This is a genomic window from Ruegeria sp. BG10 (assembly GCF_056538575.1).
Map to the genome: position 1 here is coordinate 187260 of NZ_JBQFTI010000005.1, position 20891 is coordinate 208150.

The 20891-nt window shown below is 60.1% G+C and carries 28 protein-coding genes; 8 read left to right on the top strand and 20 right to left on the bottom strand.

The window, feature by feature from the left end:
• Window positions 1–20: 20 nt before the first annotated feature.
• Entirely contained in the window at window positions 21–188 is a 168-nt protein-coding gene (locus tag ACR0D8_RS18020; protein ID WP_480648574.1) for a hypothetical protein, read from the bottom strand.
• Window positions 188–1543, bottom strand: coding sequence for a homogentisate 1,2-dioxygenase (hmgA, locus tag ACR0D8_RS18025; RefSeq protein ID WP_480648576.1), 1356 nt, complete (start codon window positions 1541–1543; stop codon window positions 188–190). The genes ACR0D8_RS18020 and hmgA overlap by 1 nt, the downstream gene beginning before the upstream one ends.
• A 57-nt stretch (window positions 1544–1600) precedes the next feature.
• Here hmgA and ACR0D8_RS18030 point away from each other — a divergent pair, with 57 nt between their 5' ends.
• Together ACR0D8_RS18030 and ACR0D8_RS18035 are read left to right on the top strand one after the other, a co-directional pair.
• Window positions 1601–2053 carry a MarR family winged helix-turn-helix transcriptional regulator gene (locus ACR0D8_RS18030; RefSeq protein ID WP_475163138.1) on the top strand — a complete coding sequence of 151 codons (453 nt, stop codon included), beginning with the start codon at window positions 1601–1603 and terminating at the stop codon, window positions 2051–2053.
• A gap of 60 nt (window positions 2054–2113) precedes the next feature.
• Window positions 2114–3349: an adenylate/guanylate cyclase domain-containing protein gene (locus ACR0D8_RS18035; RefSeq protein WP_480648578.1), complete on the top strand. Its 1236-nt coding sequence runs from the start codon at window positions 2114–2116 to the stop codon at window positions 3347–3349.
• Here ACR0D8_RS18035 and ACR0D8_RS18040 read toward each other — a convergent pair.
• Window positions 3346–4155, bottom strand: coding sequence for a division plane positioning ATPase MipZ (locus tag ACR0D8_RS18040; RefSeq protein WP_475163130.1), 810 nt, complete (start codon window positions 4153–4155; stop codon window positions 3346–3348). The genes ACR0D8_RS18035 and ACR0D8_RS18040 overlap by 4 nt on opposite strands.
• Before the next feature lie 217 nt (window positions 4156–4372).
• On the opposite strand from ACR0D8_RS18040, the gene ACR0D8_RS18045 reads away from it, so the two are divergent.
• Both ACR0D8_RS18045 and ACR0D8_RS18050 read left to right on the top strand, forming a co-directional pair.
• Window positions 4373–5260: an AEC family transporter gene (locus tag ACR0D8_RS18045; protein ID WP_480648580.1), complete on the top strand. Its 888-nt coding sequence runs from the start codon at window positions 4373–4375 to the stop codon at window positions 5258–5260.
• A gap of 80 nt (window positions 5261–5340) precedes the next feature.
• Window positions 5341–6936: an MFS transporter gene (locus ACR0D8_RS18050; RefSeq protein ID WP_480648582.1), complete on the top strand. Its 1596-nt coding sequence runs from the start codon at window positions 5341–5343 to the stop codon at window positions 6934–6936.
• A gap of 44 nt (window positions 6937–6980) precedes the next feature.
• Here ACR0D8_RS18050 and ACR0D8_RS18055 read toward each other — a convergent pair whose 3' ends face one another.
• The 4 genes from ACR0D8_RS18055 to rplS all read right to left on the bottom strand — a co-directional run bounded on the left by ACR0D8_RS18055 (window position 6981) and on the right by rplS (window position 8793).
• Complete coding sequence (locus tag ACR0D8_RS18055) at window positions 6981–7208, bottom strand: hypothetical protein (protein WP_475163121.1); 228 nt, start codon at window positions 7206–7208, stop codon at window positions 6981–6983.
• Window positions 7209–7301: 93 nt separating this feature from the next.
• A complete protein-coding gene (locus tag ACR0D8_RS18060) occupies window positions 7302–8048 on the bottom strand; it encodes a hypothetical protein (RefSeq protein WP_480648585.1) in 747 nt (248 codons plus the stop codon).
• A gap of 128 nt (window positions 8049–8176) precedes the next feature.
• Entirely contained in the window at window positions 8177–8398 is a 222-nt protein-coding gene (gene rpmE / locus ACR0D8_RS18065) for a 50S ribosomal protein L31 (RefSeq protein WP_170493714.1), read from the bottom strand.
• 11 nt (window positions 8399–8409) lie between these two features.
• Complete coding sequence (gene rplS, locus ACR0D8_RS18070; RefSeq protein ID WP_039541573.1) at window positions 8410–8793, bottom strand: 50S ribosomal protein L19; 384 nt, start codon at window positions 8791–8793, stop codon at window positions 8410–8412.
• A gap of 381 nt (window positions 8794–9174) precedes the next feature.
• On the opposite strand from rplS, the gene ACR0D8_RS18075 reads away from it, so the two are divergent.
• Window positions 9175–9975, top strand: coding sequence for a glycoside hydrolase family 25 protein (locus ACR0D8_RS18075; RefSeq protein WP_480648587.1), 801 nt, complete (start codon window positions 9175–9177; stop codon window positions 9973–9975).
• Here ACR0D8_RS18075 and trmD read toward each other — a convergent pair.
• The 11 genes from trmD to ACR0D8_RS18130 all read right to left on the bottom strand — a co-directional run bounded on the left by trmD (window position 9972) and on the right by ACR0D8_RS18130 (window position 16910).
• Window positions 9972–10769, bottom strand: a complete 798-nt coding sequence (gene trmD, locus ACR0D8_RS18080) for a tRNA (guanosine(37)-N1)-methyltransferase TrmD (RefSeq protein WP_475163116.1) — start codon at window positions 10767–10769, stop codon at window positions 9972–9974. The genes ACR0D8_RS18075 and trmD overlap by 4 nt on opposite strands.
• The gene (locus ACR0D8_RS18085) at window positions 10766–11581 is read right to left on the bottom strand and encodes a hypothetical protein (protein WP_480648589.1); all 816 of its coding nucleotides are present in this window, start codon (window positions 11579–11581) and stop codon (window positions 10766–10768) included. The genes trmD and ACR0D8_RS18085 overlap by 4 nt, the downstream gene beginning before the upstream one ends.
• Window positions 11581–12084, bottom strand: a complete 504-nt coding sequence (rimM, locus tag ACR0D8_RS18090; protein ID WP_480648591.1) for a ribosome maturation factor RimM — start codon at window positions 12082–12084, stop codon at window positions 11581–11583. Before rimM ends, ACR0D8_RS18085 begins: the two co-directional genes overlap by 1 nt.
• Window positions 12077–12226 carry a hypothetical protein gene (locus ACR0D8_RS18095; protein ID WP_480648593.1) on the bottom strand — a complete coding sequence of 50 codons (150 nt, stop codon included), beginning with the start codon at window positions 12224–12226 and terminating at the stop codon, window positions 12077–12079. The genes rimM and ACR0D8_RS18095 overlap by 8 nt, the downstream gene beginning before the upstream one ends.
• A gap of 3 nt (window positions 12227–12229) precedes the next feature.
• Entirely contained in the window at window positions 12230–12865 is a 636-nt protein-coding gene (gene bluB / locus ACR0D8_RS18100; RefSeq protein ID WP_480648595.1) for a 5,6-dimethylbenzimidazole synthase, read from the bottom strand.
• A 12-nt stretch (window positions 12866–12877) separates the two neighbouring features.
• Window positions 12878–13267, bottom strand: a complete 390-nt coding sequence (rpsP, locus tag ACR0D8_RS18105; RefSeq protein WP_170350323.1) for a 30S ribosomal protein S16 — start codon at window positions 13265–13267, stop codon at window positions 12878–12880.
• 71 nt (window positions 13268–13338) lie between these two features.
• On the bottom strand, window positions 13339–13635 hold the full coding sequence (locus ACR0D8_RS18110) for a chorismate mutase (protein WP_475163106.1): 297 nt from the start codon (window positions 13633–13635) through the stop codon (window positions 13339–13341).
• The gene (locus ACR0D8_RS18115) at window positions 13632–14183 is read right to left on the bottom strand and encodes a GNAT family N-acetyltransferase (protein ID WP_480648598.1); all 552 of its coding nucleotides are present in this window, start codon (window positions 14181–14183) and stop codon (window positions 13632–13634) included. The genes ACR0D8_RS18110 and ACR0D8_RS18115 overlap by 4 nt, the downstream gene beginning before the upstream one ends.
• Window positions 14180–14734, bottom strand: coding sequence for a GNAT family N-acetyltransferase (locus ACR0D8_RS18120; RefSeq protein ID WP_475163101.1), 555 nt, complete (start codon window positions 14732–14734; stop codon window positions 14180–14182). The genes ACR0D8_RS18115 and ACR0D8_RS18120 overlap by 4 nt, the downstream gene beginning before the upstream one ends.
• Window positions 14734–16230 (bottom strand): signal recognition particle protein, encoded by a 1497-nt coding sequence (gene ffh, locus ACR0D8_RS18125; RefSeq protein ID WP_480648600.1) that lies wholly within the window; start codon window positions 16228–16230, stop codon window positions 14734–14736. The genes ACR0D8_RS18120 and ffh overlap by 1 nt, the downstream gene beginning before the upstream one ends.
• Window positions 16231–16391: 161 nt before the next feature.
• Entirely contained in the window at window positions 16392–16910 is a 519-nt protein-coding gene (locus tag ACR0D8_RS18130) for a hypothetical protein (RefSeq protein WP_480648602.1), read from the bottom strand.
• 89 nt (window positions 16911–16999) lie between these two features.
• On the opposite strand from ACR0D8_RS18130, the gene ACR0D8_RS18135 reads away from it, so the two are divergent.
• Window positions 17000–17530 carry a prolyl-tRNA synthetase associated domain-containing protein gene (locus ACR0D8_RS18135; protein ID WP_480648604.1) on the top strand — a complete coding sequence of 177 codons (531 nt, stop codon included), beginning with the start codon at window positions 17000–17002 and terminating at the stop codon, window positions 17528–17530.
• On the opposite strand, the gene ACR0D8_RS18140 is transcribed toward ACR0D8_RS18135, so the two are convergent.
• Both ACR0D8_RS18140 and ACR0D8_RS18145 read right to left on the bottom strand, forming a co-directional pair.
• The gene (locus tag ACR0D8_RS18140) at window positions 17531–18271 is read right to left on the bottom strand and encodes an aspartate/glutamate racemase family protein (RefSeq protein WP_480648606.1); all 741 of its coding nucleotides are present in this window, start codon (window positions 18269–18271) and stop codon (window positions 17531–17533) included.
• Between the two features lie 73 nt (window positions 18272–18344).
• Window positions 18345–18926: an FMN-dependent NADH-azoreductase gene (locus tag ACR0D8_RS18145; RefSeq protein ID WP_480648608.1), complete on the bottom strand. Its 582-nt coding sequence runs from the start codon at window positions 18924–18926 to the stop codon at window positions 18345–18347.
• 119 nt (window positions 18927–19045) lie between these two features.
• On the opposite strand from ACR0D8_RS18145, the gene ACR0D8_RS18150 reads away from it, so the two are divergent.
• Together ACR0D8_RS18150 and ACR0D8_RS18155 are read left to right on the top strand one after the other, a co-directional pair.
• A complete protein-coding gene (locus ACR0D8_RS18150) occupies window positions 19046–19924 on the top strand; it encodes a LysR family transcriptional regulator (RefSeq protein ID WP_480648609.1) in 879 nt (292 codons plus the stop codon).
• The gene (locus ACR0D8_RS18155; protein ID WP_480648611.1) at window positions 19921–20835 is read left to right on the top strand and encodes a DMT family transporter; all 915 of its coding nucleotides are present in this window, start codon (window positions 19921–19923) and stop codon (window positions 20833–20835) included. The genes ACR0D8_RS18150 and ACR0D8_RS18155 overlap by 4 nt, the downstream gene beginning before the upstream one ends.
• Window positions 20836–20891: the final 56 nt, after the last annotated feature.

Genomic DNA, 20891 nt, shown 5'->3' on the forward strand with positions numbered 1-20891 from the left:
CACTATTCTGTTTTCATCTTTCAATCGCCGCCGGGATCGGCTCCGCCGGATGAGCCTTCCTGGCGATGGCCGGGCATTGGATTGTGCTTATAGTGGTCGCTCTTGCCGTTCCAGCGTCCTCGCAGTGCCCATATCGACATCCCAATAAAGCCCAGGAACACCGCAATGACTAAGTAGCCAGCATCCATCACTTCTTGCCCGGGCTTCCGTCGAACTTTTTCTCAAGCGACGTCCAGCAGTCAATATAGTCGTCCTGCAAAGGCGCCTCGTTGGCGGCAAACGGCGTCAGATGTTGAGGGAAGCGGGTTTCAAACATGAAGGACATCGTATTGTCCAGCTTGTCCGGGCCCAGATTGGAATTCGACGCTTTTTCAAACGCTTCCTTGTCCGGCCCGTGGGGCAGCATCATGTTGTGCAGGCTCATCCCGCCGGGAACAAAGCCCTGCGGTTTGGCGTCATACTGGCCGTAAATATTGCCCATCAGCTCGGACATGATGTTCTTGTGATACCAGGGCGGACGGAACGTGTCTTCGGCCACCATCCAGCGTTCGCGGAACAGGACAAAGTCGATATTGGCCGTGCCCGGCTGCCCCGAAGGCGCGGTCAGGACGGTGAAAATCGACGGGTCAGGGTGATCGAACAGGATCGCGCCGACCGGGCAATAGGTGCGCAGGTCGTACTTGTAGGGCGCGTAATTTCCATGCCACGCCACGACGTCCAGCGGGCTTTGCCCGATCCTGGTGGTGTGGAACTGACCGCACCATTTGACGGTCACGGTCGAAGGCACCTCGCGGTCTTCAAACGCCGCAACCGGGGCCTTGAAGTCGCGCGGATTGGCCATGCAGTTTGCACCGATTGGGCCACGACCCGGCAGTTCGAACTTCTGACCATAGTTTTCGCAGACAAAGCCGCGCGCCGGGCCTTCCAGCACTTCGACCCGGTACAGCAGACCGCGCGGGATGATGGCGATCTCTTTGGGTTCAAGGTCGATGATCCCCAATTCGGTGGCAAAGCGCAGACGGCCTTCCTGCGGCACCACCAGTAATTCGGAATCGGCCGAGAAAAAATAGTCGTCCACCATGGATTCGGTGACCAGATAGATGTGGCTGGCCATGCCGACCTGAGTGTTGACGTCCCCGGCTGTGGTCATCGTCCGCATGCCGGTCAGCCAGGTCAGCCCCTCATCCGAATGGGGTATGGCGTCCCACCGGTACTGGCCCAGGCTGATCACGTCTGGATCAACGAAGGGTGCGGATTTCCAATGGGGAAGGTCGATTTTTTCGTAGCGATGCGAATGCTTTACCGACGGGCGGATGCGATAGCACCATGTCCGTTCGGGCGGGTTCGCCGTAAATGCCGTACCGCTAAGTTGTTCGCCGTACAGACCGTAATTGCAGCGCTGCGGGCTGTTCATGCCCTGCGGCAACGCGCCGGGCAGGGCCTCGGTTTCGAAGTCATTGCCAAAGCCGGGCATGTACCCCGCATGGGTGCCAACCGGCGTGCTGGCCTGGGTCATTTTGTGCGGATCAGTCGGATGATTCATCCTGTGTTCCTCCATTTGCTTCTTGTCCGATAATAGTTGATTTTGTAACTAACAAGCATGAGTCAGGAAAAATCAGCCAAAAATGATGAGTTTGATCTGCAGGATTTTCTGCCCTACCTGCTGAATCGCGCGGCCGAGGAAAGCGCCCTGGAATTCCAGAAGGTTTACAAGGACCGCTATGGCATGCTGCGGACCGAATGGCGGGTGCTGTTTCATCTGGGCAACTATGGCCAGATGACAGCCAAGCAGATCGGCGCGCGCGCCAAGATACATAAGACCAAGATCAGTCGCGCAGTGCATCGGCTGGAAGGGCGCAGATATCTGAAACGTGAGCGCAGCGAAACCGACCGGCGGGTCGAACAGTTGACCCTGACGCCCATGGGGCTGTCCGTCTATCGCGAACTCAGCACCGTTGCCGCGCAATATGATGCCACGCTGGCGGGCATGTTCACGGCCGATGAGGCCGCGCTTTTGCGCAAAATGCTGCGACGGCTGGCTCATATGGGCTGAGGACTGGAAATCAGGGGCCGGCGACACCAGATCAAGCGCAAATGATAACAGGAATGTGAAATGACAGCCCCGGACCCCAACGCGGCAAAATCAACCGATCTGATCAACTGGCTCGTCTCACGAGGACTGGAAGGCGCCGAGAAAGAAGAACTGCTGGACGGCTATTGCAACAGGCTGGTCGACCTGGGTGTCCCGCTGATGCGTTTTCATGCCGCGCAATCGGCGCTGCATCCGGTTTACGGGGGCACAGGGTTCAGTTGGTACCAGGGACAGGGTGGCGAATCCGAAACCTACGAATATACCGAGGAACCCAGCGAACAGTGGATGCAAAGCCCGCTCTTTGCCATTCTGAACGACGAAGTGGACGTGATCCATGAACGGCTTGTCGATCAGAACGAGGCAAGTCGCTTCCCCTTGCTCAACGACCTGCGCGAAGTTGGCGCCACCGATTACTATGCAACGGGCGTCACCTTTGACGTGCCAACGCATAACGGTCCGAAAGACGCCAAGAAGGCTGTTGATGGCGTTCTGATGTCCTGGACGTCCAATGCGCCGGACGGGTTTCACGACGACGACCTTTCGCTGATCAATACGGTGATGCCGCATCTGGGGCTGGCACTGAAATCCGCGGCCAGCGCGCGGGTTTCCAAGGATCTTATGCGTGTCTATCTGGGACGTGATGCGGGCCGCCGCGTCTTGTCGGGCGAAATCCGGCGCGGCTCGCTTCAGCAGATTGATGCCGTGATCTGGAATTTTGATCTGGAAGGGTTTACCGGCATGTCCGAGGAACTGCCGGGCAATGAGATCATCGACATGCTGAACGATTATCTGGCCGTCGCGGTCAGCGTCGTCCATGACAGCGGCGGGAACATCCTGAAATTCATGGGTGACGGCCTGATGGCCATGTTCGATGTGGGCGAAATAGACGAAGACGCGCGCGCGGCGCTGAAAGCCGTGCCCTTGTTGCAGGAACGGATGGATGAGCTGAACGCCAGTCGGCAAGCAGCAGGCCTGCCTGTTGCCAAGTTTACGCTGGCGCTGCATTCGGGCGAAATCCTGTATGGCAACATCGGGTCGGAAACCCGGCTGGACTTCACCGTGATCGGCCCGGCCGTCAATCAGGCTGCCCGGATCGCCGGAATGCACCGTTCGCTGGGTCAGCGTATTCTGATCTCGGATGACGTTGCCCGCGCGGCGCAGCCTTGCGCGCAGGACCTGATCTCGGTCGGGCGGTATATGCTGCGCGGTGTGACCGAACCCAAAGAGCTGTTCACCGTTTACGCGCCGTCGGCCTAAAAGTCGATTTCAACGCCGGGCAGGTTCAGCTCTTTCATCATGTCACGCAATTCCTGCCGCGCGGCAATGTTCGAGATGTTCAGCTGCTTGACCCCGATATCCTTGAGGTCCAGCAGCGTCAGACCACGCGGAAACAGTTCACGGAAGATAACGCGTTCGGAAAAGCCTGATGCGACCCGGAAGCCGATGCGTTGCGATAGCATTTCGATCGCGCGCTGCATCTTTTCCTTGTTGACCATGCGCTGTGTCCCGACGCGGTTGCGCACGACGACCCAGTCGATGGGTTTCAACCCGGCCTGCGCCCGCAATTGCCGCGCGTTCCAAACCATCTCGGAATAGACCGACGGCCCGAGGATTTTTTCACCCTTCGAGTCAATCCGGGCCAACAGGTCAAAATCGATGAAACTGTCATTGAGCGGTGTAATCAGCGTGTCCGCCAGCGAATGCGCCACCTGGCTGAGCCGCGTATGCGAGCCGGGGCAGTCGATCAGGATGAAATCACTGTCGCTTTCCAGTTCGGCCACGGCGGCAGACAGGCGATGGTCATAGATGTTCTCGCCGGGTTTCAACGAAGAGGCGTCAATCTCGGGCAGGTCGTGATGCCGTGGGGTGGGCAGGGTCGTCTCGGACCCGTTCAAAAACTTACCGCGGTTTTCAAAGTAGCGCCCCAGACTGCGCTGCCGAAGGTCCAGATCCAGCGAACTGACTTTGTGCCCCAGTCGCGCCAGCGCCGTGGCCACATGCATCGACACGGTTGATTTACCCGCGCCGCCCTTCTCGTTCCCCACTACGATGATATGTGCCATGCCTGTATTCCCATGTCCCGCCGTGCTTACCCACACGTTGTTGTCAGCCACTATATGTTGTGGAAGCCTGGAAGGGAAGAACCCCAAGCGTTGTTGCAGGGCGATAACAGGCTCTAATTTGGAAAACCAAGGCAGCGGGGCAGGTTAGGGCGCGCGCTTGCCAAATCAGCCACCCTGTTTCACTGTCCCGGACAGTCATTTGCAACAGGGGCACTGGTTGGACCATCTGTTTCTGAACGTTCTGAACGTGGTTCTGCCGGTACTGATCTGCGCCGGGATCGGGTATTGTCTGGCGCTGATCAAGGCGCCGTTCGACAATAAGATTATTGGGGGGATCGTGTCGCGTGTGGGCTACCCGACACTGATCATTTCGCACCTCTCTGCAACCAAGATCGCCGTTGGCACATTTCTGGACGTGATGGCCGCCGCAGCATTGGCAATTGCGGGCTTCGGTGTGTTGGGTGCCGTTGCGCTCAGGGCGATGCGCCTGCCGATACGCGCCTTTCTGACGCCGCTGATGCATGGCAATGTCGGCAATATTGGCCTGCCGATCACCTTGCTGGCGCTGGGCGACGCCGGGATGGCCTATACGATGGGATTTGTGGTTGTCGTGCTGATCAGCATTTTCACGGTCGGCATGTGGATCCCGGCCGGAGAATTCTCACCCAAAAAAATCGCCACTTCCCCGATCATCTACGCTGTGGTCATCTCGCTGATCCTTATGGCCACTGGGTACAGCCTGCCGCAGCCGGTGGCCAAATCTTTCGATATCCTCGGCGGTCTGTCGATACCGCTGATGCTGCTGACGCTGGGCCACACGCTGGCGACACTGCGGATCAAATGCCTGGGTCGGGCGGTGATCCTGACCCTGTTGCATCAGGTGATGGCCGTGGTGATCGCCTTGGCGCTGGTCTGGGCATTTGGCTTTACCGGGGCCGAGCGCGGCGCTGTGATCCTGTGTTGCCTTATGCCCTCTTCAGTAGCGACCTATCTTTTCATCGACCAGCATGTGCCGGAGTACGGGCCGGACGTGGCTGGGTTCATTCTGGTCTCAACACTGACCACGATTGTCGTGCTGCCGGTTGCGCTGTCCTACTGGATCTGACGCGCACCCTATGCGCAGCGATAAAAATCGCTAAACTGCTGATAAATTGCATTAAAGAACCACAGTTTCAGGAAAAGTTGATGAGCGGCGAGACCTCCCCGGACCCATCCCCAAAGGCGCGCGCCCGCGTTGTACTGGCGATGACGGCCATCTGTATGATGGTCGTTGGCTTTAACACGACCGCCGTTGCGACCGTGTTGCCCAACCTGAAGGCCGAGTTCGACCTAACCCCGTCGGGGCTGCAATGGGTGATGGCGACCTACACTGTGGCCAGCGCCACGCTTGTCACAATCGTCAGCCGCATGGGCGATATCACCGGCAAGATGGGCGTGTTTTTCTTTGGCATGATCGTCTTTGCCATCGGGTCCGCGTCGGTTCTTTTTGCGCAGGACGCGCCGATGCTGTTGTTTGGCCGCGGCGCGCAGGGGGCCGGGGCGGCGGCACTGTTCGGCACCTCTTTGTCCCTGCTGACAGCCGCCACGCCCGAGGAGCAGCGTGCCAGTGTCACCGGGGCCTGGGGGGCCATAGTGGGGCTTGCTATCGGCGTCGGACCGATTGTGGGCGGCGCCTTTGCGCATTACCTGAGCTGGCGCGGAGTGTTCGCGACCGATCTGCTGCTGCTGGCCATCGCCTTTGTCATCGGGCTGCGCGTCAGCAAACGGAACTACGTGCCCGATACCCGCCTTGCCGGAGCACGGTTCGATTACCCCGGCGCATGTGCGGTGTTGCTGTTTCTGGGGCCGCTGTCCTTTGCGCTCAGCAATGGTGAAAGCGGCGGGTGGGGTACGACTTTGACACTTGTGCCGCTGGGTGTGGCGGCGGTGGCGACGCTGGTTCTGGTGATTGTGTCCCGCCGCAGCCCCGACCCGCTGATCGAGCTGCGCTATTTCCGCCATCCCCGGTACTTCATGGCCGCGGCTGGCATGTTCTTTACTGGCTTTACGCTGTTTTGCTTTTTTGTGTATTTCAACACCTTCGTCCAGTCGCCGGACGCCTTTGGCTATACCCCCATCGGCGCGGGGCTGGCGATCATGCCGCTCAGCCTCAGCATGTTCGTCATTTCGGTCACGGCACCTCGGTTTCTGGCGCCCTACAGCTTTCAATGGCCGATTGCGATTGGGCTGGGCGCGATGGCCTGCGGGTTCCTGCTGTTGATGACGACCACAAATACCACGCAATATGCCGAAATCTGGTGGAAGCTTCTGATCGTCGGGATCGGATTGGGCATTTGTTTTTCCCTGTTGCCACGTCTCGGCCTGCGCCTGCTGCCCGAAGAGCATGTGGGGCAGGGGTCCGGTGTGATCAACGCCTGTTTGTATTTCGGTGCCACCCTTGGCGCGGTCGTTGGCGGTCTGGCCGAGGCGGTCACAACCCGCCGGGGCCTGTCCGAGGTGATCGCTGCGCTACCCGCCGGATCGACCCAGCGCGCGGAATTGGCCCATGCACTGACCCACGGCACGCCCAGCCAGATCCAGCAGCTGATCGCTGGAATGAAGCCCGACGTAGGAACCGCTTTGGCCAAAGCGCTGCGGGACGTGCAGGACAACGCCTTTGACAGCACCATGGTCATCGCTGCGATCGCTGCATTGTTGGGAATGGCGCTGGCGCTGCTGTTGCTGAGGGGACCGGTGCCACCCTTGCACAGCGCGGCGGAACTGACGCGCGCGCCCCGTTGAATGTGCCGGATCTTTGGGTGCCGTCAGAGTCAGCGTAGATTGACCTACCCACCCAGATACACGCCGTCTTTGGGGCGGTAAAAAACCTTCTGGTCGTGCAGCTTGCCGAGAAGATCGTGTACCCGGCGCAAGGTATCTTCGCGGTCCGCCTTGCTGTCCACCGTCTCATCCAATGTGGCCTGCGACAATGAAGCAGCCGAGCCGCGCAATGCAGTTTCGATCAGATCCAAATCCTCGACCGAAAGCTCGAACATATCGTTGTACTGGGGCATTTACGAGGTCTCCGCAGAATCTGAGAGCATGTTGCGGCTAAGTGTACCACTTACCGATCCTGGACGAAATCGCCCAGGGGCTTGTGCCGTTCGCTACAGCTGAAAGTGTATGTGGTCATCATGGCGCGCCGCCCGGCATCCTTGGAAACGGATATTCGGATGAGAAACTTTCAGGCTTTGGGCTAGATGCGGTTCAATGAAAATCTTGGACACACGCGCATCATCGGACAGTATTCGCAGCAGCGAACGCATGCGTTCCTGGTCGAGACCGAACTCTTTCCAAAGGTGCTGTAAGAAATCCAGATTCCATCTTAGGGTGGGCCAACGCTCCGAACAGGTGCTGGTCCCTTGTTCAAATGCGAAATACCCGACCGGCGATCGGGTGGCCCCGCTCGGGTAGCCATTTTCATCTGCATAATAGAACGCAAGGTCGGCTTTTTCTCCGTCGTCGTGTGACAGATGCGGCAGTAAGGGGAACCCATCCAGAAACGGAAAGTTGGCATCAAGAACCAAGGTTATGGTTCCCGGATGACGCCTGTCCATTTTTTCAGCGGTCTGTTGCAGTACATCCGCGAGTTCCGGAGAAACGTAGTTTCTGATTAGGGCACAATACACCCAGCTTTGAACCTGCAGAGGGCCGCTCTCTGAACAGCTCAACGCGACGCGCCCGAAAAGCGGAGCGATCCAAATCGCAGCGAGAAGGAGCGCAACATACGCCACTACAAATGAAACCAGTCTTCTCTTGAAGAAAAGCGCGACGATCCAGGCAAGCCCGCCAATCTGTGTCAGAAGTGTCAAAACCAGAATGATAAGAGTGTGAACGACAACAGAAGGGAACATAGAAGCTAAATGTCATTGCCCACTGTTGGCTGCAATAGAATTAGCGGGCGAGTGCCAAACCGACCTGCAGCCAAATAAAAAAGGCCGCCCCAACCGGGACGGCCCTTCGCAACACAAAAAGGAATGGCTTAGAAGCCCAGACCTTCGTATTTCTTCTTGAACTTCGACACGCGGCCGCCGGCGTCCATCAGGCGCGACGAGCCACCGGTCCACGCAGGGTGCGAGGAGGGGTCGATTTCCAGAGCCAGCTGGTCGCCTTCGCTGCCCCAGGTGGATTTCATCTGAACCACGGTGCCATCGGTCATTTTGACGTTGATGACGTGATAATCGGGATGGATGTCTTTTTTCATCTTTCCGCTCCTTACGCCTCGGCGCCAGCCTTGGGCTTGTAGTTGGTGACCTCTGCGATACGGGCGGATTTACCGCGACGGGTGCGCAGATAGTACAGTTTGGCGCGACGGACGCGGCCACGGCGGACAACGGTGATGCTGTCGATGTTGGTCGAATGCAGCGGGAACACACGCTCCACGCCTTCACCAAACGAAATCTTACGGACGGTGAACGAACCGGCGATGCCGCTGCCACCTTTGCGCGCGATGCAGACGCCTTCGTAGTTCTGCACACGGGTGCGCGACCCTTCGGTCACTTTAAAGCCGACACGGATGGTGTCACCGGCTTTGAAATCGGGGATGTCTTTCCCCAGGGCGGCAATCTGTTCCGCCTCAAGCTGTGCGATCAGGTCCATCGCAGTTACTCCTATCTGCTCGTGGTTGGTCCACGAAGTTTGGGCACGGCCTGAGAGCTCTTGGTCTTCACCGGGTCCTGCGAACAGCCCGCCAGAGGTCAGATCGAATGTTCCTTTGGTCTGGTCCGCCCTGACACGCTGCGGCTGAAGAAAGCCCGGCGTTGCGCCATGATGCAAACCAAAACACCGGAGTCGCGCGATTGCGGCACCGGATTGCGGTCGTTTAAGGGCTTTGCGCACGGGGATCAAGCCTAAATCGCCAAAGATTTCAGGTTCGGACGGTGAGATTTCGCCGTCCGGCAACTGTACCGTTGCCTTGTGCCAGCGATCAGGCATTCTGGAACCAATTATACGAGCAGAAATTTGAAACAGGAATGGATCATGCGCAAAGCGTTGATGCTGGCCGTTATGGCTCTGGCGATCATGTCCTGCGGTCGCAATGGCGCCAGGCCGCAAGAGGTTGAGGCAAAGTCCTTTCTGGGCACCACCTCGCCTTCGGTCATCTATCCGGCCTTTGGCGATGCCGATCCGCATGACTGGGACGGGCGGCATCCCGGCCAATATCCGGTGCACGGGCTGGACGTGTCACGCTGGCAGGGGCCGATCGACTGGCGTCGCGCCAAGGCGTCCGGGGTCAGCTTCGTCTTCATCAAGGCGACCGAGGGCGGAGACGTGGCCGATCCGATGTTTGACGCGCACCGGCGTGGTGCGCAGTCGGCGGGCGTGCCCTGGGGGGCGTATCATTACTACTACTTCTGCCGCCCGGCCCATGAGCAGGCGCGCTGGTTCATCCGCAACGTCCCCAGAGGGGCTGACCTGCCGCATGTGCTGGATATGGAATGGACGCCGCATTCCAAGACCTGCAGGCTGCGTCCGGATGGTGCGACCGTCCGGGCCGAAGCGCAGCGGTTTCTCGATATTCTGGAACGCCATTATGGCCGCCGCCCCATTGTCTATACGACAGTGGATTTTTATGGCGATACGAATATCGGCCGCCTACCCAAGACTGAATTCTGGCTGCGCTCGGTGGCGGGACATCCGCGGAATGTCTACCCCAGAGCGGTCTGGCGGTTCTGGCAATATACCGGCACCGGGCTGGTGCCGGGCGTACAGGGGCCGGTGGACATCAATACTTTCAACGGTCAGCCCGACATCTGGGCACGCTGGAAAACGGGGGGTTAATCCCCTTTCTTCTGATAGCTGTCCCAAAGATCAGGGCGCCGCTCGCGCGTGATCTGTTCCGACATGTCGTGACGCCATTCGGCGATCCGGCCGTGATGGCCTGACATCAGGATGTCGGGTATGGGCCGCCCTTTCCATTCCGCAGGGCGGGTGTATTGGGGATGCTCCAGCAGACCCGAGGAAAAGCTTTCTTCCTCGGCCGAGGCCTGATTGCCCAGCACGCCGGGGATCAGTCGCACGGTCGCATCGATCAGAGCCTGCGCTGCGATTTCGCCGCCGGTCATGACGAAATCGCCCAAGGAAACCTCCTGAACGCCGTAATGCTCCAGAACCCGTTCATCGACGCCTTCGAAACGCCCGCACAGCAGGGTCATGCCGTCGCAGCGGGCCAGGTTTTGCATCATCGTCTGATCCATCCGGCGGCCGCGTGGGCTGAGGTAGATCAGCGGCCAGTTGCCCTGAATGCCCGCCATCGTGTGCTCAATCGCCTCGCCCAGCACATCGGCGCGCAGCACCATGCCCGCGCCACCCCCGGCAGGGGTGTCGTCGACATTACGGTGCTTGCCGATGCCGAACTGGCGCAGGTCGACGGTTTCCAGTTGCCACAGCCCGTCCTGCAGTGCCTTGCCCGTAAGGCTTTCGCCCAACACACCGGGAAAGGCCGACGGAAACAGGGTGATGATCTTGGTCTTCCACACGCCATGCAGATCGGGAGTGGGGGTTAACAGCTCGCGTGGCTTCAGGGTGGGCCGGATCGCCTTGCGGCCGTGGGATTTGCTGGGCTTGTCTGTCATGTCGTGCCGATCAGCGCTGTCTTCGCGCGGTCTATCAGGGCGTCTTTCTGCCTGGTCAACGCCGCCTCGTCCAGCCGCGAGCGGTTCAGGTCAAGCAATTCGGCCAGGACATCTTCGGGCAGGCGGTTGTTGACCCGGGCGGGCGGCACCAGCAGGTTTGCCTTGTCCCGGGGCAGGTCCAGAAACTCTGCAAATGGCATACCGGGTCCAAAGCGCCGCAGCCGCAGCTCTTCCAACCAGTCCGAGGTTACTTCGACCGCGGGCAACCTGTCGCGGATCCGGTTCACGGTGTCCTCAAGCGGCGGCAAATGGTCCATGCCGGCCCGGAAGGTTTCGAAATCCTGCACCTGCCGCATGCGTTCCAGATCATGGGCCCAAAGGCTGCGCAGCCAGCCGCCGCGCTGGCGCAGGGACAGATAGATTGTGATCCGGACCTCTTGTCCGGAAAACCGGTGCCGGACCGCATCCACCAGACAGGCCGCCAGTTCCGGCGCCGCCGCATAGCCCTGTTCGACATTGCGGCTGGGGCGCAGACCGGCGAAGTTTTCCTCGCTGATGATCAGTCCGCGCTTGTCGCCGAAATCCAGCGTGTCCAGAAAGGCGCGCAACTGGCTGCCAAACTCGGACAGCGTGCCAACGGTGCCGTATACGGAATGGTTGGTGGCCGCCCGCGACAGGCCGGAATTGCGCGTGCGATACGGCAGAATCAATGCGAAATGGGGCCAGATCAGCTCGCGGTTTTCATAGAGGAACGACTGCGCCGCTGTGGTCCCGGTCTTGTGCAGGCCCAGATGCAGCAAAACGCGCCGCATTAGATCAGGCCCTCGGGCGGATCGGCGATGATGCGGCCCTTGTCCAGATCAACCGTCGGCACGACCTCTAGCGTGAAGGGCAGCAAGAGAGTCGATTTCAGACCCGGGCCATGCAATTCCAGCAGGTCCGCCGCGCCGTGGTTCTGAACGGCTTTGACCCGGCCTAGCAAAGTGCCGCCAGTGTCATAGACCTCCAACCCGATCAGATCGGTATGATAGAACTCATCATTAGGCAGAGATGGCAACTGATCGCGCCGCGCAAACAGGCGCAGGCCTTTGATGGCGTCGGCCTCTTCCTTGGTTTCGATCCCGCCCAGCCGGGCGGCGAAACCGTTCTTGATCGTGCGGGTCAGGACCAGAGGATAGCGTTCAGCCCCGCTTTCATCGGTCAGCGGCGAATAGGCTTCGATGTCCTCGGGCACGGCGCAATAGCTTTTCAGGCGCACTTCGCCCCGCACCCCGTAAGAGCCCGCAATGCTGCCCACGCAGATCAGATCACTCATTTGGCTCATCCGTCGTCATACATATTCCGTCGCGCCATTGCCCGCGGTCGGCGCAGGCCTCGCGCTGATTGCTGCGTTCAAAGAACACGCCGACAATAAAGGCGATCAGCAGCAGGATGGGAAGTCGAATAAGTCCGAACATTTCTTATCGCACCTCAACCGGAAGGGTGCCGTCGCGGCATTCCCAGCCTGCGCGCTCCAGCTCTGGGGTGTCAGACATTTCCTCTGGCCAGCCGATACAGAAATAGCCGATCAGGCGCCAGCTTTCCGGTACGCCCAGATCCTGCGCGATACGGTCGGGGTCCAGAATGGACACCCAGCCCAGCCCCAGCCCTTGGGCCCGAAGGGTCAGCCAGAACAGGGTGACGGCCGATACCACCGAATAGCGCCGCATCTCGGGCATGGTGCCCGCGCCCAGACCCAGACCCTTGTCGGTCGCATCGTCGCAGAACACGGCCAACTGCACCGGGGCATCCTGCATCCCGGACAGTTTCAGGCGGCTGTAGAGCTTGGCCTTTTCGCCGGAATATCCGGCCAAAGCGGCGTTATTGGCGGTTTGAAAGTTGTTCAGCGCGGCCGCACGAGCAGCAGCGCTTTCGACGCGGATCACGCGCCAGGGTTCGCTCAGCCCCACAGAAGGGGCCAGCCGAAATGCGTCGAGGCAGCGCATCAGCACTGCCTCGTCTACCGCGTCGGTGCGGAACCGGCGCACGTCGCGCCGGAGCCGCATCAACAGATCGAACTGCGTGCGGAAATCGTCGGTGAAGGCCTGATCCTGCACGCGCCCGCCTGCTTATTCTTCTGCGGCTGCTTCTTCAGCAGGAGCAGCCGCCGCTTCGGCAGCTTCAGCCGCCTTTGCAGCTTTCTCTTCCGCGCGTTCCTGAGCTTTCTTGCCCGGGGTACCCTTGTTGGGGTTGTTGCGCTCGGCCTTGTCACGGGTGCCGGCAGCTTCCAGCATACGGGCGATCCGGTCGGTGGGCTGAGCGCCCTGGTCCAGCCAGTACTGGATGCGCTCCATGTTCATTTTCACGCGCTCTTCGCTGTCTTTCGGCAGCAGCGGGTTGTAGGTGCCCAGCTTTTCGATGAAACGGCCGTCGCGGGGCATGCGGCTGTCAGCAGCCACGATGCGGTAGAAGGGACGTTTTTTCGAGCCGCCGCGGGCGAGACGAATTTTCATTGCCATGGTGGTATCTCCTTTGAATGGCGTATCCGGCAAAAGGCCGGTTTAGTTCTGGTGTTTGTTGAACCGGAGGTTCACTTTTGATGTTTCCGGTGGTGTCGGATGACTTCCTGAATGATGAAATTCAGAAAAGCCTTGGCGAAATCGGGGTCCAGATCGGCCTCTTTCGCCAGGTCTTCTAACCGTGCGATCTGCGCCGCCTCGCGCGAGGGATCGGACGGGGGAAGGTCGTGTGCGGCCTTGAGCTTGCCAACAGCCTGCGTGTGTTTGAACCGCTCGCCCAGCGTATAGACAAGGATCGCGTCCAGCCGGTCGATGCTTTCGCGATGGTCCTTCAACAGCGCGGCGGCCTGGGTCACGGGGTTGGTCATTGGCCGATCCTTTCGGGGGTCAGGGCGGGGGCCGCGATGTCGATCCGGGGGTGCCGCCAGACCTGGCAGGGCGTGCCCATGACTTCGCCTTCGCGTTCATAGGTGGCACCAAGCCGTTCAGCCAATGCGCGCGATCGATCGTTTTCGTGGGCGATGTAGGAAATCGGTCCGTTCACACCCAGATGCTGCGCGGAATAGGTGCGTGCGGCCAAGGCGGCCTCATAGGCGATACCCTTACCCTCGAATGTTTCCATGATTGTCCAGCCAAGCTCGGGCTCGTCCCAGCCCGGAGCGTTGATGATCCCGACCCAACCCGCAAAACCGCCGCTGGCCTTGTCAGAGATATGCCAGCCGCCATAGCCCATCACGGCCCAGTGCCCGAAACGCCCCAACAGAGACCGCCAGCTTTCCATTGCGGTTTTCGGACCGCCAACCATATGGCTGCGTTCGGACGCGAAAACCGCAGTCATCGCAGGCAGATCGTCCTGCCGTGGCGCGCGCAGGATCAGACGTTCGGTTTCAACGGTGGGAATGGTGAATGAGGTCATGCGTAGGCCTCCATCCCGCCATTCACCAGATCAGAGGGGGCAGGGTGACGCCAGATCTGCATGGTTCCGAAGCCGGGGTGTTCGAACAGTGAATCGAACCGTGCACCCAGACGGGTGGCAACCGCCTTGCTGCCCTCATTGTCCGGGTCGATCAGAGAAATGGCGGTTTCCCAGCCCAGCACGTCATAGGCATGGGTGCGGGCGGCCAGCGCAGCTTCGGTCGCATAACCCTTGCCGGTGGCGCCGTTCATCAGCGTCCAGCCAATTTCGGGTTCGGGCCAGCTGTGCGGGCACCACAGGCCGACATGGCCGACATAAGCGCCGGTATCCTTTTCCTCGACGCCCCAAAAGCCATACCCGCGCATCGCCCAATGCCCCAGCAGCATGGCAATCGCCCGCCAGGTTTCGTCCGGGCGCAATGGTCCACCGACGAATTTTGAAGCGTCCGACGCGAAAAACTCGGCCTCTGCCTCAAAGTCCGCCTCGGACGGCGCGCGCATGATCAGGCGCTCCGTCTCAAGCCGGGGGATATGATGCGCAAAGGCGTGCATTACTTCTTTTTCCCAAAGCCACTGAGCCCCGGCGGCAGGGCCATGCCGCCACCCATGCCGGGCATCTTGCCGCCCATCGCCCTGGCCGCCTGTTCCAGCGCCTTGGGGTCCATGCCCGCGGCCATTTCCTCGGGGCTGGGGCCGCCTTTGCCGAACATTCCCTTCATGGCCTGTTTCAGCATCTTGCCTTTGCCCATTTTGCCCATCTTCTTCATCATGTCCGACATTTGCCGGTGCATCTTGAGCAGCTTGTTGAGGTCGCTGACCTCCATGCCCGAACCGGCGGCAATGCGCTTCTTGCGGCTGGCCTGCAGCAGTTGCGGGTTGGCGCGTTCGCGCTTGGTCATGGACTGGATCATAGCGATCTGCTGGCGCAGGATCTTGTCGTCCAGACCGGCCTGATCCATCTGCTTGGCCATCTTGCCCATACCCGGCATCATGCCCATCATGCCCTGCATGCCGCCCATCTGGATCATCTGTTCCAGCTGCATTTTCAGGTCGTTCATGTTGAACTGACCTTTGACCATGCGCTTCATCATGCGCTCGGTCTGTTCGATCTCCATCGTTTCCTGGGCTTTTTCGACCAGGGCCACGATGTCGCCCATGCCCAGAATGCGACCGGCAATCCGGTCCGGCTCGAAGGTTTCGAGCGCGTCCATCTTCTCACCCAGGCCGACAAAGCGGATCGGCTTGCCGGTGACCGCACGCATCGACAGCGCCGCACCACCGCGCCCGTCACCATCCATCCGGGTCAGAACCACGCCCGAGATGCCGACCTTGGCGTCGAACTCTTCGGCAACTTCAACGGCGACCTGACCGGTCAGGCCATCGACCACCAGCAGGGTCTCGCGCGGGTCGACTGCATTACGGACCTGCTCGACTTCGTCCATCAGGACTTCGTCGATATGCAGACGGCCCGCAGTATCGAGCATATAGACGTCATAGCCGCCCAGCGTCGCCTGTTGCTTGGCGCGCTTGGCGATATCGACGGGTTTCTGACCGGGAACGATCGGCAGCGTATCGACGCCGACTTGCGTCCCCAGCACGGCCAATTGATCCATCGCCGCCGGGCGATAGACGTCGAGCGAGGCCATCAGGACCTTTTTGCCCTCTTTCTCTTTCAGGCGCTTGGCCAGCTTACCGGTGGTGGTCGTCTTGCCCGAGCCCTGCAGACCGACCATCAGGATCGGCGCGGGCGGGTTGTCGATCTTCAGCGCGCCGGGATCCTCCTCACCGCGCAGGGTATCGACCAGCGCATCGTGTACGATCTTGACGACCTGCTGGCCGGGGGTGATCGATTTTGTGACGGCCTGACCAGTCGCCTGTTCCTGCACTTTCTTGACGAATGCGCGGGCCACCGGCAGCGAGACGTCAGCCTCAAGCAGCGCCACGCGGACCTCGCGCAGGGCGGTCTTGACGTCTTCTTCGGACAGAGCACCCTGTTTGGTCAGCCGGTCAAAGACGCCAGAGAGGCGTTCGGATAGATTTTCAAACATGCCTTCGGCCTCCTATGCCGGTTATCTCGTGGCGCATCCTAGATAGGATGCGTCGGTTAAATGCACAAACGCCCCCACGGGCGAAACTCGCTGGTGGGGGGCGATCCCTGAACGACTCAAGGGACCGGAAGGTTGGTCTCTTCCGGATGTTTGCGTGGGCTTTAGGCCGATTGGCTGGCAGAGTCAACCTTGCGCGCGGGCAGCCATTCATTGACAGCGTCAACCAGTCGTTGCGAACCGCGACCGTTGGAAAACGCGTCCACAATGGGGTGACGGCCCGCGCTCATGCCTTTGTCGAGAATTAGAACCGGGCGATACAGCGTCGATGTGCGCCCTTCGCGGGTAGAAATCGTGCGCTCCAACTCGGCGTGGGACAGGTTCGACAATATATGCGCGACACTGTCATAGCCAAAAACCGACTGACGCCGGATCAGAATGCGGTCTTTGCTGCGATCCAGAATGACCTGCACCCGGCGGACGAACACGCAAAAGGCGCCAAATCCCAGACCGCCACCGCCCAGGGCAAAGATCAGGCCGAACCAGATGTTTTCGCCGCCGGTGCTCATCAACAAAATGCCGGGGCCGACAAATGCCAGAATGAATATGATCAGCATGACCCCGATAAACCAGGGCGTGTCGGCTAGGATAAGCTGATCGGAGGTATTGCGCGTTACTTTCATGGCGGCAAGCTAACACCGATCGTCCGGGCTGTCGCCGCTTGAATTTACCGGTCCGTTGCGCGATGAGCGCATCACACGAGGAGGTTCCCATGGACGCATCATCCGCCTTTCAGGATACATTGCCGCTGAGTTCAGACGCCCTGATGGCGCAACTGGACGAATGGGGTCTGCGCTATCGCCTGTACACCCACATCCCTTTGCGCACGGTCGAGGATGCCAAGGGGGTGGAACACCAGTTCATGGTACCGGGGGAAAACGCGCTGCGGCTCAAGAATCTGTATCTGCGCGACAAGAAAAAGCGGAACTATCTGGTGACGCTGGAGCAGAGCCGTGAAATTGATCTCAAGGCTCTGGGGGTCGAGATCGACGCGCGCAACCTGTCTTTCGGGTCCGCCGACCGGCTGATGCAGAATCTCGGCATCCGTCCCGGCGCGGTCAGCCCTCTGGCGATGATCACCGGGGCTGAAAACAATGTGCGGTTCTTTATAGATGGGGCTGCGCGGCAAGCCGACGTTATCTTCATGCACCCGCTGGTCAACGATCGCACGGTGGCGATGCCGCGTGACGATCTGATGGCGTTTTTTAACCGGATCGGGTGTGAGGTGACCTGGTTGCCGTGATCAGCCTTCCAGCGCTTCCTTCAATGCAGCCGCCACATGTGCAGCCGACGGGTTGACGAACAGGTGCCCGTCCGCCCGGAACACCGGATCGTCCAGATGATCGGGAAAGGCCAGCGGTAGCTCGGTACAGGCCAGCAGGATGGCGGTTCCCGGTTCAGCGTGCCTGTTGCAGAAGGCCAGCAGCCGGTCGCGGGCCGCATCGGATGCGCCACCGTAAAAATCGGTGTCGATCATGGCTTGCATTTCGGCGATTTCAGGCTCGGGCAGGCGTGGGTTCGCGGTGACGCCCACATCGGCAAGGTGGTCGGCGTAATTGCCGGCCTGCATCGTGACGGTTGTCCCCAAAACGAGGGCGCTGGTTGCTCCTGTTTTGGCGGTGACCCCGGCTGCGGCGTCGAAAATGCTGAGGATGGGCATCGAAACGCCCCGTCGAATTGCGTGCAGCCGGGTGTGCGGGGTGTTGGATGCGATGATGCCGAAATCGCAGCCCGCGCGTTCCAGTGTCATCAGCGCTTCGCGAAATACGGCGTCAAATGCGGCCCAGCTTTCTTCGTTGCCGGCTTCGCCCCGCAAAGCACGGGTTCTGGCCTGTGTGACGGATTCGATGGTCATTGCCGGAATAGGCAGGGGCGAGCCATGGCCGCGTTCCGCAAAATAACGACCGGCACCTTCCGCAATCGCGCGGTAATAATCCACGGTCGACGCCCAGCCAACACCGCCCAGAATTCCAATCTTCTTCATGAGAAACGCCCAGTCTGCCGAATATCATTCTGGCGCAGACTGGACGTTTCGTCAGCCGATTGCCAGAGGCCAATCAGGCGGCAAGCTCTGTGACTGCCCTGCGGGCGTTATTGATCGAGGTGTCGGGGTCCAGTGCCATTTGATCGGCGGCGACAACGTCAACGTCCTGAATGCCGATGAAACCCAGAAAATGCCTTGCGTAGCTTGTGGCAAAGTCGACGTCCGAGCCGACAATTGTGCCGCCGGATGCAACGGCCAGAACGGCCCGCTTGCCGCTCAGCAGACCGACGGGTCCGCTTTCTGTGTGGTAAAACGTCAGGCCGACGCGCGCGACCAGATCGATCCAGGCTTTTAAGGCGGCGGGGACCGAGTAGTTATAGATCGGCAGGCCGATGACGATCGTGTCGGCCTGCTGCAACTCAGCCACCAGATCGTCGGACTGCGACAGCAAATGGCGCTGCGCGTCGTCACGTTGATCGGCAGGGGTGAAGTTGGCGTTGATCCAGCCTTCGGTCAGCATCGGCAGCGGTGTCGCCAGATCCCGACGGATGATGCGCCCGGGTTTCAGATGCTTGACGATCCGGTCGGACAGGTCGCGGGTAGCAGAGCCGTCGCGGCGGGCCGAGGCGTCGATATGCAGGATTGTTTTGGTCATGTCTAAGTGTCCCTAGAGTGTGGAAATCGCGTCTGATCCAAATATGAATGTTGCGTGGATGAACAAAACTCTGATAAGTCAACAAGTGCTGTTAAAATTTGCACAGTGGAACAGATGCAATGGACAATTGGGACGAAGTGAGAACCGCCTATCAGGTGGCGCGTATGGGAACGGTCAGCGGCGCGGCCGAGGTTCTGGGCGTGCACCATGCCACGGTGATCCGCCATATCGACGCAATCGAGTCGCGGCTGGCCGTCAAGCTGTTCCAGCGCCACGCGCGCGGCTACACGCCCACCGAGGCCGGCGAGGACCTGCTGCGCGTGGCGCAGGCAACCGAAGATCAGTTCAACCAGCTGGTCGGGCGGATGAAAGGGCGGGGCGATGATGTTTCAGGCGAACTGGTCGTGACCTCTCTGAACTCGTTCGCGCCGCTGGTGGTGCCTGCGCTCAGCGAATTCCAGCGGGCCCATCCGGGGCTGATCGTGCGCTATCTGACCGGGGACCGTCTGTTTCGCCTGGAATATGGCGAGGCGCATGTGGCCATTCGCGCAGGCTCGGCCCCGGATCAACCGGACAATGTGGTGCAACCCTTCATCACGCAAGAGGTCGGCCTCTACGCCAGTGCCAGCTATATCGAGCGTCACGGCAAACCGACCGGTATCGAAGATTTCGGCAACCATTTCTTTGTCAGCACCGATGATGAAAACAGCCGCGCCCCGTTTTCCCGCTGGTTGCGGGCGAATGTTCCGGATGAGCGGATCACCTTTCGCTGCACCAACAATTTCTGTATCCGCGAGGCCGTTCTGGCAGGTGCCGGCATCGGTTTTATGGCCCGGTGGGAAGCCGCGCGCGACCGCAACTTGATCGAGGTGATCGACCCCTTGCCTGAATGGTTCGGCAATCTGTGGCTGGTCACCCATGTTGATCTGCACAGAACCACCAAGGTTCAGGCATTCCTGACCTACCTGAAAGAGCAATCCAAAGGCTGGCTGCCATGACCCCGCAGGCCAGCGGGCATCTGGCCATGCTTGTTTTTTCGGCGCTGGTTGCAGGCAGCTTTTCTCTGGGCGCGCTGATCGCCAATCAGATTGCCCCCGAAGCCATTACTGCGGCCCGGTTCGCCATCGCTTTTGTAGTGATTGGCGTTGCGGCGTTGATGACCACGGGTCTGCCGCGCAGCGCCGCACAGGCGCCTTGGCGCTATCTGGTGCTGGGCGGATTATTCGCCAGCTATTTCGTGCTGATGTTTCATGGGTTGAAAACCGCGCCCCCCGTCAGTGCCGCCGCAGTGTTCACCCTGACCCCGATTATGTCAGCCCTGGCCGGCTGGGTGCTGCTGCGACAGATCACAACGCCCCGAATGGCGCTGGCGCTGGCCGTTGGGGCCGCGGGGGCGCTCTGGGTCATTTTTCGCGCGGATTGGCAGGCTTTCACGGCGTTCCAGATCGGCGGCGGCGAAATCATCTATTTCTGGGGCTGCATGGCGCACGCGATCTATACCCCAATGGTGCGCAAGCTGAACCGGGGCGAACCGGCGGTGGTGTTCACTTTTGGCACGCTGGTGGCCGGATTTATTTTGCTGACCCTCTACGGCTGGTCCGACATCCGGACGACCGATTGGGCCAACCTACCGTTGATTGTCTGGGTCGGGCTTCTCTATGTCTCGATCTTTGCCACGGCGGCCAGCTTTGTGCTGGTGCAGTTCGCCACATTGCGCCTGCCTTCGGCCAAGGTCATGGCCTATACATACTTGACGCCCAGCTGGGTGATCCTGTGGGAGGTCGCCTTGGGCCAGCACGCGCCAGCCGCGCTGGTTTTTGTCGGAGCGGGCTTGACGATCCTGGCGCTTGTAATGCTGCTGAAGGCAGAAGATCAGCCCGTCAATGCGCCGGACCCGGTTCGCGAATGACACTTGAGCATGTCTCAGTTCATGCCCGCACTGATCGCAGGCTTAATGAAGGTAAA

What these genes read in the sequence shown, in the direction of transcription:
- ACR0D8_RS18140 (WP_480648606.1), bottom strand. Translation starts at nt 18,271, where the DNA reads ATGAAGAAGATTGGAATTCTGGGCGGTGTTGGCTGGGCGTCGACCGTG.
- ACR0D8_RS18055 (WP_475163121.1), bottom strand. Translation starts at nt 7,208, where the DNA reads ATGCCCCAGTACAACGATATGTTCGAGCTTTCGGTCGAGGATTTGGAT.
- ACR0D8_RS18060 (WP_480648585.1), bottom strand. Translation starts at nt 8,048, where the DNA reads ATGTTCCCTTCTGTTGTCGTTCACACTCTTATCATTCTGGTTTTGACA.
- ACR0D8_RS18095 (WP_480648593.1), bottom strand. Translation starts at nt 12,226, where the DNA reads ATGTTCGGACTTATTCGACTTCCCATCCTGCTGCTGATCGCCTTTATT.
- rimM (WP_480648591.1), bottom strand. Translation starts at nt 12,084, where the DNA reads ATGAGTGATCTGATCTGCGTGGGCAGCATTGCGGGCTCTTACGGGGTG.
- ACR0D8_RS18120 (WP_475163101.1), bottom strand. Translation starts at nt 14,734, where the DNA reads ATGCACGCCTTTGCGCATCATATCCCCCGGCTTGAGACGGAGCGCCTG.
- ACR0D8_RS18145 (WP_480648608.1), bottom strand. Translation starts at nt 18,926, where the DNA reads ATGACCAAAACAATCCTGCATATCGACGCCTCGGCCCGCCGCGACGGC.
- ACR0D8_RS18130 (WP_480648602.1), bottom strand. Translation starts at nt 16,910, where the DNA reads ATGAAAGTAACGCGCAATACCTCCGATCAGCTTATCCTAGCCGACACG.
- rpmE (WP_170493714.1), bottom strand. Translation starts at nt 8,398, where the DNA reads ATGAAAAAAGACATCCATCCCGATTATCACGTCATCAACGTCAAAATG.
- ACR0D8_RS18020 (WP_480648574.1), bottom strand. Translation starts at nt 188, where the DNA reads ATGGATGCTGGCTACTTAGTCATTGCGGTGTTCCTGGGCTTTATTGGG.
- ACR0D8_RS18030 (WP_475163138.1), top strand. Translation starts at nt 1,601, where the DNA reads ATGAGTCAGGAAAAATCAGCCAAAAATGATGAGTTTGATCTGCAGGAT.
- ffh (WP_480648600.1), bottom strand. Translation starts at nt 16,230, where the DNA reads ATGTTTGAAAATCTATCCGAACGCCTCTCTGGCGTCTTTGACCGGCTG.
- rpsP (WP_170350323.1), bottom strand. Translation starts at nt 13,267, where the DNA reads ATGGCAATGAAAATTCGTCTCGCCCGCGGCGGCTCGAAAAAACGTCCC.
- ACR0D8_RS18035 (WP_480648578.1), top strand. Translation starts at nt 2,114, where the DNA reads ATGACAGCCCCGGACCCCAACGCGGCAAAATCAACCGATCTGATCAAC.
- ACR0D8_RS18115 (WP_480648598.1), bottom strand. Translation starts at nt 14,183, where the DNA reads ATGACCTCATTCACCATTCCCACCGTTGAAACCGAACGTCTGATCCTG.
- ACR0D8_RS18150 (WP_480648609.1), top strand. Translation starts at nt 19,046, where the DNA reads ATGGACAATTGGGACGAAGTGAGAACCGCCTATCAGGTGGCGCGTATG.
- ACR0D8_RS18050 (WP_480648582.1), top strand. Translation starts at nt 5,341, where the DNA reads ATGAGCGGCGAGACCTCCCCGGACCCATCCCCAAAGGCGCGCGCCCGC.
- ACR0D8_RS18085 (WP_480648589.1), bottom strand. Translation starts at nt 11,581, where the DNA reads ATGCGGCGCGTTTTGCTGCATCTGGGCCTGCACAAGACCGGGACCACA.
- ACR0D8_RS18155 (WP_480648611.1), top strand. Translation starts at nt 19,921, where the DNA reads ATGACCCCGCAGGCCAGCGGGCATCTGGCCATGCTTGTTTTTTCGGCG.
- trmD (WP_475163116.1), bottom strand. Translation starts at nt 10,769, where the DNA reads ATGACAGACAAGCCCAGCAAATCCCACGGCCGCAAGGCGATCCGGCCC.
- ACR0D8_RS18040 (WP_475163130.1), bottom strand. Translation starts at nt 4,155, where the DNA reads ATGGCACATATCATCGTAGTGGGGAACGAGAAGGGCGGCGCGGGTAAA.
- ACR0D8_RS18135 (WP_480648604.1), top strand. Translation starts at nt 17,000, where the DNA reads ATGGACGCATCATCCGCCTTTCAGGATACATTGCCGCTGAGTTCAGAC.
- hmgA (WP_480648576.1), bottom strand. Translation starts at nt 1,543, where the DNA reads ATGAATCATCCGACTGATCCGCACAAAATGACCCAGGCCAGCACGCCG.
- ACR0D8_RS18110 (WP_475163106.1), bottom strand. Translation starts at nt 13,635, where the DNA reads ATGACCAACCCCGTGACCCAGGCCGCCGCGCTGTTGAAGGACCATCGC.
- rplS (WP_039541573.1), bottom strand. Translation starts at nt 8,793, where the DNA reads ATGGACCTGATCGCACAGCTTGAGGCGGAACAGATTGCCGCCCTGGGG.
- ACR0D8_RS18075 (WP_480648587.1), top strand. Translation starts at nt 9,175, where the DNA reads ATGCGCAAAGCGTTGATGCTGGCCGTTATGGCTCTGGCGATCATGTCC.